The 10,249-nt window shown below is 37.1% G+C and carries 8 protein-coding genes and 1 pseudogene; 1 reads left to right on the top strand and 8 read right to left on the bottom strand.

Annotated elements, in window-relative coordinates:
• Positions 1-128: 128 nt before the first annotated feature.
• Positions 129-851: a hypothetical protein gene (locus RIV7116_RS08065; protein WP_015117797.1), complete on the bottom strand. Its 723-nt coding sequence runs from the start codon at positions 849-851 to the stop codon at positions 129-131.
• A gap of 547 nt (positions 852-1,398) precedes the next feature.
• On the opposite strand from RIV7116_RS08065, the pseudogene RIV7116_RS36345 reads away from it, so the two are divergent.
• A pseudogene (locus RIV7116_RS36345) lies at positions 1,399-1,614 on the top strand (IS630 family transposase); the annotation flags it as partial.
• A 64-nt stretch (positions 1,615-1,678) separates the two neighbouring features.
• On the opposite strand, the gene RIV7116_RS08060 reads toward RIV7116_RS36345, so the two are convergent.
• From RIV7116_RS08060 to RIV7116_RS08030, 7 genes are all read right to left on the bottom strand, one after another.
• Positions 1,679-2,299 (bottom strand): TetR/AcrR family transcriptional regulator, encoded by a 621-nt coding sequence (locus RIV7116_RS08060; protein WP_232435775.1) that lies wholly within the window; start codon positions 2,297-2,299, stop codon positions 1,679-1,681.
• A 669-nt stretch (positions 2,300-2,968) separates the two neighbouring features.
• A complete protein-coding gene (trpB, locus tag RIV7116_RS08055; RefSeq protein WP_015117795.1) occupies positions 2,969-4,207 on the bottom strand; it encodes a tryptophan synthase subunit beta in 1,239 nt (412 codons plus the stop codon).
• Between the two features lie 99 nt (positions 4,208-4,306).
• Positions 4,307-5,146: a tryptophan synthase subunit alpha gene (trpA, locus tag RIV7116_RS08050; protein ID WP_015117794.1), complete on the bottom strand. Its 840-nt coding sequence runs from the start codon at positions 5,144-5,146 to the stop codon at positions 4,307-4,309.
• Between the two features lie 186 nt (positions 5,147-5,332).
• Positions 5,333-6,184: an indole-3-glycerol phosphate synthase TrpC gene (gene trpC, locus RIV7116_RS08045; RefSeq protein ID WP_015117793.1), complete on the bottom strand. Its 852-nt coding sequence runs from the start codon at positions 6,182-6,184 to the stop codon at positions 5,333-5,335.
• 149 nt (positions 6,185-6,333) lie between these two features.
• On the bottom strand, positions 6,334-8,538 hold the full coding sequence (locus RIV7116_RS08040) for an anthranilate synthase (protein ID WP_015117792.1): 2,205 nt from the start codon (positions 8,536-8,538) through the stop codon (positions 6,334-6,336).
• 342 nt (positions 8,539-8,880) lie between these two features.
• Positions 8,881-9,099: a hypothetical protein gene (locus RIV7116_RS08035; protein ID WP_015117790.1), complete on the bottom strand. Its 219-nt coding sequence runs from the start codon at positions 9,097-9,099 to the stop codon at positions 8,881-8,883.
• 34 nt (positions 9,100-9,133) lie between these two features.
• The gene (locus RIV7116_RS08030) at positions 9,134-10,150 is read right to left on the bottom strand and encodes a TSUP family transporter (RefSeq protein ID WP_015117789.1); all 1,017 of its coding nucleotides are present in this window, start codon (positions 10,148-10,150) and stop codon (positions 9,134-9,136) included.
• Positions 10,151-10,249: the final 99 nt, after the last annotated feature.

Raw genomic sequence — 10,249 nt, 5'->3', positions numbered from 1 at the left:
CCGAGTATTGTGACGCTTACGTAAGTCCTGAATTTTAAGGTAAGATTTAGGTATAAAAGTAAACAAGGAACCTAAGTTCCTTATTTAGCTATAGAAAAGATTGAATTTAAAATTCTAGTTTGACAACCCTAAGAAGCTTGAGGAATAAGTGGTAACATATTCATATTTTCGTTGGTTGCGGACAAAAAATTATCTTCAATTAGTTGTTGATAAGTTTGTAAATTAGCTTGCCAATTTGTAACTAATTTTTGTAAATCTTTCTTTTTTTCTGCTGAATTATCACCTACTACCTGATAATTAAAATTGCCGGAAAATAAAACCGCTGACACAGATTTATCTGGAAACTTGAGAACAGCTTGATTGATTTTTAGATTAAGTTTACTGCGATGAAGAGTATATGACAACTCTACTCCTGCTTTCATTGGTGCTTCACCAAAACTTTGCCAGGAGCCAGGAGATAACAAAGTTTGCGATAAATACTGATAGGATTCCGCATCAGAATTAAATCCTACATACCCAACAGGATTAATCCCCACCGCAATATATTCTACTTGCGATAACTTATCTACATAGTTACAAGCAATTTCTGCTAGCTGTAATTCATCAAAACTTTTACTAGCAATTGCTTCCATAAACGTTATTCTATTCGGTTGAGCAACAATACTGACTCCACTTTGAAATACTAGCTGTACTGCTTGATTTGTATAAACAGGTTGTCGTGCTAGTTCCCAGTCAGTAGGAATTATGCCAGTGTATTTAAGAAAGTCTGGATTAAGAATTGTAGGGTTCAGATTCTTCGCAGAAATTGCAATAGCGACTTCTTGAATTTTTAAATTATTCTTGATTAACATTTGAATTTTATTTAAGTATTTTTCAAAATCAAAGCTTTGCCATCAGAGATATCTAAGCTTTACGCTTAAATTATCTATCGCTAATCTTTTGCTGTTATGTAAAGTAAAGCTTGTCTAATATTATTAATGCGCCTAATCAAAATTAGAGTAGTATCAATAATTTAGACTCATTCATTTCTGTGGTGATTATTTCAACTCAAAAACAATATAACCAAATTTTTTTCTAAATACTCAATTATGTAGTTTTATGTAAGTATTTTGACCAAAACTTCATATTTTATCTATTTTGATAAACTGATTTAGGTAATCTTCCCTCTATTTAACCTAACTGCGATACGCCTTCGGGCTATCGCAATACAGTGTGAATTTGCCACACTCCTTTACGCTTCCAGCAACGGAAATAGAAAGCTTAATTGAAAAACTACAAAAAATAAGGCACAAATTAACATATAGAACCCCGGAAGGTATCTTTACCTTCTCCGGTATAATAATTAAGGATGGCGGGAAGCTGTGAATCGAAAGAGAAATAGCGCGAATTAACTCGTGGGAGACACGAGGAGCCGAAATAGAGTCTGGAGAGTTAGCTGTGTTTATAGTTGACGAATGTTATTTGTTATGGGGAGATAGTGAAGGATATGTTTGGGGAAAGAAGAAAGAACGAGTTTCAATTCCAATAGTAAACGAAAAGGAGCGTCAAACCTATTTCGGTGGATTGGACTATAAAACGAAATAATTCTTAATTTATCCAGCTAAAAAAGGTGACTGAGAAAACACAATTAAGTTTCTATATTTTTTGCGTTCGCAACGTCCGGAATGCGGGCTTTAACCTAAGCTTTCATACCTCCGGCAGCAAATCTAACGAGACGAGCAATCGCATTTTCTATTTCTTCTGGTGAAGTTCCCGTTATCAATTTTCCCGGCTGACCAATTTGATTTAAGGTACGGATCAATACTGCTACTGCTAAGTCTAATTTCCACTCTAGTTCTAAACGTGTTTGATTGGGAAACGCTCGCTGGAGAATATCCAAAAAATGCTGTTGACTCTCATGAAATTGTTTGTCTGCAAGTACCTGTATCGGTAAAGGTTCCACGCGAGAGCGACCTACAAATTGAGCGCGAATTATTCCAGATTTTCCCATTTGTGATAACATCCTCAATGGAGGAGCAAAAAAAGCTTCCATTATGTTTTCTACAGATGGCGGTTCGTTTTGATTTTCATATTTAGCTAAGTGCTGTAGTTGTTTTGGTACCATTTGCTTGGCAACTCTTCGCACCACGGCAATAAATAGTTCTTCTTTTGAGCCAAAGTGGTAGTGTACAGCACCTATATTGACCTCTGCTTCTTTAATAACTCCACGCAAAGTTGTCCCTGCATAGCCTTTTTCAGCAAATTGTCGCTCGGCAACGTTAAGTATTTGCTTTTTTGTATCAGTTGCTATCGTATTCATTTTCATTTTAATAAGTGATTTCTACTTAATTCCATATATTCCTTATGTTTGACAAGAAAGTAAGCAGAAAACAATAGTAAGAAATCAACAGAGCAAAAGATTAAATGTTTGGCTCTCCTAGACTAGTTATGTAAAATTTAGGAATCCGTTTTGAATATTGAAAAAATCTAGGTATTTGTAGGGTGTGTTACGACGCTAGTCTAACGCACCGAAACCCTTACATCATGGTGCGTTGCGCTTCGCGACAACACACCCTACGTATATTTCAAAAATCAATTAGGATTCCTATTAATACTTAATACTAGCTTTAATTACTACATAGCTAGTGATTCAGATTAAAAAAGTAGATTTTTATTAAATATTCAATTTTGCATTACTAAAATCCTTCTATATAAATTATTTTACCCTCTTTTTATTATTAATTTATCATAGCCACTCTGGGAGAGCCAATTGTTTTAGGTATTTTAACCAAAGAGAACGAATTAGAAACATATACTTTTGACTGTAGTATTAATAGTTGCCAACACCATGAAGGGTGAGGCTAAAGCTACAAAGTCTGCCTGCGCGGACTTAAAAAATCAGCTTTTTTTACCCCATGCACTATCTAGCCTTTGTTTTTATAGCCCTAACCATAAGCGGGTGAGGGCTGTAGAGATTTGAAAACCTTTTCTAAAGATTAATTACTTTAGCTACGGTTTGCACGTCTTTGTCACCTCTACCGGAACAGTTGATAACTAACTTAGGACTGCCATCTAGTTGAGGACAGAGTTTTTCTAAATAAGCAAAAGCGTGAGCGGTTTCTAGTGCGGGAATAATCCCTTCTAGTTCCGACACTTTTCTAAATGCATCCAAAGCTTCTTTATCGGTCACGCTATAGTATTCAGCGCGATTCATATCTTTAAGAAAACTGTGTTCTGGGCCAACTCCGGGATAGTCCAAACCGGCGCTGACTGAGTGCGCTTCGATGACTTGTCCGTCACCATCTTGCAATAAATAACTCATCGCACCATGCAATACTCCGACTCTTCCTTTGGTCAAAGTTGCGGCGTGTTTTTCTGTTGCGACACCTTCACCGGCTGCTTCAACTCCAATCAAACGCACGGATTCTTCGTTAACGAATTCGTGAAATAGTCCCATTGCGTTGGAACCACCACCAACACAAGCTAAAAGAATATCGGGTAATCCTCCCCATTTTTCTTCACATTGATTGCGAGTTTCTGCACCAATCATGGCGTGATAATCGCGTACCAACATTGGGTAAGGATGAGGTCCGGCAACGGAACCTAAAATGTAGTGTGTAGTTTCTACGTTTGTTACCCAGTCGCGGATTGCTTCAGAAGTTGCATCTTTTAAAGTTCCGGTTCCAGCTTCTACAGGGCTAACTTCCGCTCCCATCAATCGCATCCGGAATACGTTGAGCGCTTGTCTTTCCATGTCGTGAATACCCATGAAAATCACGCACTTCAAACCAAAACGAGCGCAAGCTGTAGCAGTTGCAACACCGTGTTGTCCTGCTCCGGTTTCAGCGATAATTCTTTGTTTACCCATGCGTTTAGCCAACAAAACTTGAGCTAAAGCATTGTTAATTTTGTGAGCGCCGGTATGGTTTAAATCTTCACGCTTTAAATAAATTTGCGCTCCAGAGCCATCTGGTTTTGCATAATGTTGAGTCAAACGCTCTGCAAAGTATAAGGGGCTTGGTCTTCCTACATAATCGCGCAATAAACCATTCCATTCAGCTTTGAAATCGGGGTCATTACGATACTTTTCGTAAGCAGTTTCCAATTCTAGCAAAGCTGGCATTAAAGTTTCGGGTACGTACTTTCCACCGAACTTTCCAAATCTTCCCAAATTGTCGGGACGAGCAACTGATGAAATTTTTGAACTGATATCTGGAGTACTGACCATTTTGATTTATATTCCTTTTAGTAATTTGAAAACTGGGGATAGGGGATTGGGGATTGGGGATTGGGCATGGGAAGACAAAGAAATAGAGAAATTAAATTCTTAAATCCTAACTGTTAACTGTTCACTGTTCACTGCTAACTGCTCGCTAGAAATTGCAGCTTTTAATTCTTTGGTGAGTTCTTCGACTGCTTTTAATCCTTCTTCAGGAGTACCGTTTGCTAATCGCTTTACTAAAGCACTACCTACGATTACTGCATCAGCACCCCATTCTTTTGCTTGAGCAGCATGTTCCCCCCTGGAAATGCCGAAACCGATACCAATTGCTTTATCGGTGACTCCGCGTAAGTCATCTAGAATATCCTTGACGCGAGTTTGTAGACCAGAACGGACTCCAGTAACACCGGTTACACTCACTAAGTAGATAAAACCCTGAGAATATTTAGCGATCGCGCTGATTCTATCCTTGGAACTCGTAGGAGCTACGAGCAAAGTTAGCTCGATGCCAAATTCTTTAGCTGACTCTATCAAATTTTCAGCTTCTTCCAATGGCAAATCGGGAACTACTAACCCTTTGACACCAACTTCGGCGACTTTTGCTAAAAACTCTTTAACCCCTAAATTTAAGATGGGATTGTAATAAGTAAATAGAATAATCGGTGCTTGTAATTGGGGAGTTAATGTCTTCAACATCTGTAAAACATTATCCAACTTCGTACCTTTTGCCAAAGCACGAGTAGCAGCAGCTTGAATTACTGGGCCATCAGCCAAAGGGTCGGAATAAGGAACCCCTAGCTCAATAAAACTAGCACCATTTTTATCCAAGATTTTCAGTGCTGCTTCAGTAGTTTCTAAATCCGGGTCACCCGCAGTAATAAACGGAATTAAAGCACAAGTATTAGATTTTCTTAATTCTTCAAAACGTTGAGATATTGCAATCATGTTATTAGTTGTTAGTTGTTAGTTGTTAGTTGCCAATGGATAGTGCTTAATTAGTAATGACTAATTACTTTTACAACTATTCGATTTCATGGGGTATTGCTTATTAAGTATTGAGCATAGGAAAACAATTTTGAATTTAACATTTAACTTTTAACTTCTAACTGCTCACTGTTAACTGCTCACTGCTCACTGTTCACTGATTAATTGCCGTACCGCATCTTCCACATCGGGCTGCCTAACTAAAGATTCTCCGACTAAAACGGCACGAGCGCCAGCTTTTTCGACAAAATCTAAATCATCAGGTGTATATATACCAGATTCGCTAATAACGGTAATTCCGAAACTTTGCAATTGCGATTTCCTTTGAGCAATCAATTTTTCTGTATTTGCTAAATTTACAGTGAAATTCTTTAGATTGCGGTTGTTAATTCCTACCAATTTTACGTCAGGAAGTCTTAACACTCTATCTAATTCTGAAGGAGTATGAACTTCTACTAAAGCTGTCATTTTCAAGCTGTGAATTACCCGCAAAAAGTCTTTCAACTGTACGTCGGATAAAATAGCTGCAATCAAGAGTACTGCATCAGCGCCCGCAGTTCTAGCTAAATATATTTGATATAAATCAACAATAAATTCTTTGCATAATAGCGGTAATTCTACGCTTTTCCTAACTCTACGTAAGTTGTCAAAGCTACCTTTAAAAAAACGACTGTCTGTGAGAACTGAAAGACAGGCTGCTCCGCCTTTTTCATATGCTTGGGCTATATTAACTGGGTCAAAATCTTCCCGAATAATTCCTTTACTTGGCGATGCTTTTTTTACTTCTGCAATTAAACTAGGACTGTGAGAATTATCTTGCAAAGCCTTTAAAAAATCTCTTACCTTTGGTGCATCTTTTAGTTGCTCTTGTACCTTAGCTAAAGGAGATTCCAATCGCATCATTGCAACTTCTTGCCTTTTATGCAAGACTATTTCCTCAAGTATGTGTCGGGGCCTAGTTAGCATATGAATTCTATCGATATTGGACAATTGATTCATAATATTTATGTAAATTCATAAAAATCGCTCATTTGTCAAACACTAACTAGTTAACAACGATTAATGTCCAATCAACAATGTTAATTAATTTGTTAACAAACTCAGACCCGAAAACAAATATTTAAATGTTAACTAGTTATTATTACTGTCTAACCCATAGACACAACTTCTGACTTTTTAGATGTTGTATACTTGTAAACAACATTTTTAATTATTGCTAAACCGACCTCTCCTACTAAAGTCATAATAGATTCGGGATGAAACTGTACGGCTGAAATTGGTAATGTTTTATGTTCGATTGCCATAATTACATTATCTTCTGACATTGCCGTAACTTTTAATTCTTGAGGAAACTTTTCAGGTAATGCAAATAAGGAATGATATCTACCCACTGTAAAAGATTTAGGTAAGTCTTTAAACATTACCGAATTCGAGTCAGTAACCTTAATCCGCGAAGATTTACCGTGTTGTGGATAATCTAAAACTCCTAATTCTCCACCAAAAGCTTCAACAATACCTTGCAATCCCAGACATACCCCGAACATCGGAATATTACGACACATACAAGCGGCAATTATTTGGGAAACTTTAAAATCACTTGGTCTACCCGGACCTGGAGACAATACAACTAAATCGGGTTTTTCCGTATCAAAAAGTTCTTCATCAAAACCGTGACGTAATGTTTTCACCAAAGCTCCAGTTTGGCGAATATAGTTAGCTAAGGTGTGAACAAAAGAATCTTCACAGTCAATTAATAAAATGCGTTTATCTGATTCTATATTAGGAATACAATCACTTAAAGAATTTGAAACATCTCCTAAAGCTTTAGTTTTTTCCTTAGCGCGGCGAATGGTTTCAAAAGCGGCAGCGGCTTTAGTTAAGGTTTCTTGTTCTTCTGCTGCAGGAATAGAATCATATAATATAGTTGCACCAACTCGCACTTCCGCAATTGAATGTTCGAGTCGAATTGTCCGTAAAATTAACCCGGTATTCAAATTACCGTTAAAGTTTAACCAGCCTACTGCTCCACCATACCAACGTCTGGCACTACGTTCGTTCTGTTCGATAAACTCGATGGCTGACTTCTTCGGTGCGCCAGTTACCGTCACCGCCCAAGTATGAGCTAAAAAGGCATCTAAAGCATCAAAGCCAGGTCGCAACAAACCTTCAACATGGTCTACCGTATGGATTAAATGACTGTACATTTCGATTTGACGGCGACCAATTACTCGTACCGAACCAGGCTCGCAAATCCGCGATTTGTCATTGCGGTCTACGTCGGTACACATGGTTAATTCAGATTCGTCTTTGTGTGAGTTAAGAAGCTTCAGGATTTGAGCCGCATCATCAATTGCATCTTTTCCTCGTTTAACTGTACCGCTAATAGGGCAAGTTTCAACACGCTTACCTTCTACCCGTACAAACATTTCTGGAGATGCACCAATTAAATACTCTCCACCTAAATTAAAGATAAATCCATAGGGACTAGGATTAACCTGTTGCAGTGTTCGGAAAAGTTTTGCTGGAGACTGTTCGTAAGTTTGAAAAAAGTTTTGAGAAGGAACAACTTCAAAGAAATCACCTCGACGGAAATAATCTAATGCTTTTTTAACTTGGTTTGCATATTCACCTCTTTCATGATCGGAAGTCTGAGGGGAAATATTTTGATTGCCTCTATAACTAATGAATTCACCATTACGAGGTAAATTCTTAGTGCTACCATATGTAGTCTCAAATTCATACTGGTAAAGAAATGCTTGTTGTTGATAGTAGTCAACAATAACCAATTCATCAGGTAGATAAAGTAACATATCTCGCTGCTGTGGAGAGCGTTCGAGATGTTTCGCAATTGATTCAAACTGGAAAACTAAATCGTAACCAAACCCACCGTAAAGTCCCAAATGTTTATCTAGAGAACTTTCAAACGCATATAGAATTTCTCTAACAACATTGAAAACAGATGGTTGTTTACTTCGCTCTTCTTCTGCAAATAAGCATTCTGATGGTTGAATAGAGCCAGTGACACAATTTTTCTCTAAAGCAACATTCTGTAATTGCGGTAACTTGTAAAGACGCTCTACCAAATATTTCAATAGCAATAAACCTCGGTTGTTATGCGCTGTAAGCCTAAAAGAATTCTCACGAGTTGCTAATTCTAGGGGTGGATTAATAAAACCTATCGCCCATCTTTTATATCGTCCGGGGTACTCATAGTTACTTTTGAGGAAGCCTCCACGCTGAGAATCAATACGTGATAAAATCCCTTCAGTCGCATTTTCCATTAAAATTTCAGTTACAGTGCGAGATACGCAAATTTCACCTTTAGTTTTATAGTGAGAAGTATCAATAAACATAAGTGTTCCTTTTTACATTATTAAAGTTAGTATGATGCAGAGACATTCTTAAGAGGATAAAATCAATAGGTTGTAAAGTGTTCTACAAATTCTGTGATACGGACATTTAAGCAGAACGTCCAGGCATCTTTAAAACACTTTTTAATCAGCTTTTGAGTCAATACAATTAGTGGAATTAAAGCAATCGCTGTTAAATGAATACTGTATACAACCATAGGAGCGAGAGCTAAAATTCCTTTGTTTTAGTTGATTCCTGAAACTTTGTAATAAGAAAGTAGTAACTGGTGTGTCTAGTGTCTATAAGCCTTTTACATCAGCTATAAAAATATTGCGGGCACCGATTTAAATTATGTCAGCAACTTTATTAACATCTGCCTGTTCAATAAAAGGGCTAATTTGTTGTACTTGTTGAGGATTCATAGTAGCTGTATCACCTATTAAACTAATCACCACTTGGTGCTTTTCAATTATCTTCTCTGAAACGATTTTTAAACTTTTTAAGTCTTGAATAATCCGCTCAATTTCTGTTATAGGTACAGTTTTTTTCAGAACTATAATCATTGCTTTAAACTCCTTAATTTTTTCAAAATTATTGTTATAAATCCTTCTTTATATATAAATTTGTTTTATACATTCGATAATATATTAATAGAAAAACTATAAAAATAATTAGAGCGTAGCAGATTAAACCAAAATGTAAAGGCAGAAGCAAAAAAGAACTGACTAATTCAATAAAGATAAGACCAATAAGTATCCTGGCAACAGTATGACGTTGTAAAAAACTACATAAAATGGCTCCTGTTGGCGCACCTACTACTACTACTGGTACTGCTGCTAACCAATAACTAATTACAGGTTGTACAAAGTCACCAATAAAGAATTTATGAAGGATAAATCCAGCTACAGCATTTATAGCCATTAAAATTACCGAGGTCGGCGTACTAACTTTTTCGCATAATCCGAACAGTAATACCATGACAGAAAAGCCCAAAATATCCATACCACTGCCCACAAGACCGCTAATAGTTCCTCCTATAATTCCTGCTATTATTGAGAGTAATTGCTCTGTTTGACCCCAAACAGGAATAATTAAATTTCTGCTTCTAATTTTTCGATTTAAAGCAAATAAAATAACAGCAAAGCTACTGACAATCATCGTAAAAGAAACTTTAATTACAGGTGGGGGTAAAATGGGCGCTAAAAATACTGAACCTAATATTATCCCCAGGATACCGCCAAGACTAGCCCATAAGATGAACCGCCACTCTACTTTAGTACCCATAGCCATAATTGTTAATGAAGCTGCTGTCATTCCTATACTTTGAATAGCTAAAGAGAATACCATTGATTCGTGTGGAGGGATTTGAAGCACTTTGGTGAAAACGGGAAAGGCAACTGCTCCACCACCCATGCTGGTGCCACCAGCAATCATGGAGCCAAAAACCATCGTTACAGCAACTCCCCAATTATTTATTAGATTAGCGAAAGCAAAACGCGGACCAGCGAAAAATAACCAACAAGTCCAGACTATGACGGCGACTAAAACGCTAATACCAATAAAATGTTGAGAAAACGCTGTTTTGGTCGCAAAACGTAAAAATTTGTAGATCATCTGGATATGGCTGTCAATTTTGCCTTTTTTTATTTACCGAGCTTATTTTTGGTGGAGCAAAATTCCTTCCGATCCCGAACCACTAAAATTTCAATTTAT

The sequence above is a fragment of the Rivularia sp. PCC 7116 genome (assembly GCF_000316665.1).
Classification (GTDB): Bacteria; Cyanobacteriota; Cyanobacteriia; order Cyanobacteriales; family Nostocaceae; genus Rivularia.
Note: the sequence above shows the minus strand (reverse complement) of the source record. Positions and strands in the feature narration are given on the sequence as shown.

Bases quoted from the DNA above. Each gene is read 5' to 3' on its own strand.
- RIV7116_RS08040 (WP_015117792.1), bottom strand. From the start codon at position 8,538: ATGTTTATTGATACTTCTCACTATAAAACTAAAGGTGAAATTTGCGTA.
- RIV7116_RS08060 (WP_232435775.1), bottom strand. From the start codon at position 2,299: ATGAATACGATAGCAACTGATACAAAAAAGCAAATACTTAACGTTGCC.
- RIV7116_RS08065 (WP_015117797.1), bottom strand. From the start codon at position 851: ATGTTAATCAAGAATAATTTAAAAATTCAAGAAGTCGCTATTGCAATT.
- trpB (WP_015117795.1), bottom strand. From the start codon at position 4,207: ATGGTCAGTACTCCAGATATCAGTTCAAAAATTTCATCAGTTGCTCGT.
- RIV7116_RS08035 (WP_015117790.1), bottom strand. From the start codon at position 9,099: ATGATTATAGTTCTGAAAAAAACTGTACCTATAACAGAAATTGAGCGG.
- RIV7116_RS08030 (WP_015117789.1), bottom strand. From the start codon at position 10,150: ATGATCTACAAATTTTTACGTTTTGCGACCAAAACAGCGTTTTCTCAA.
- trpC (WP_015117793.1), bottom strand. From the start codon at position 6,184: ATGAATCAATTGTCCAATATCGATAGAATTCATATGCTAACTAGGCCC.
- trpA (WP_015117794.1), bottom strand. From the start codon at position 5,146: ATGATTGCAATATCTCAACGTTTTGAAGAATTAAGAAAATCTAATACT.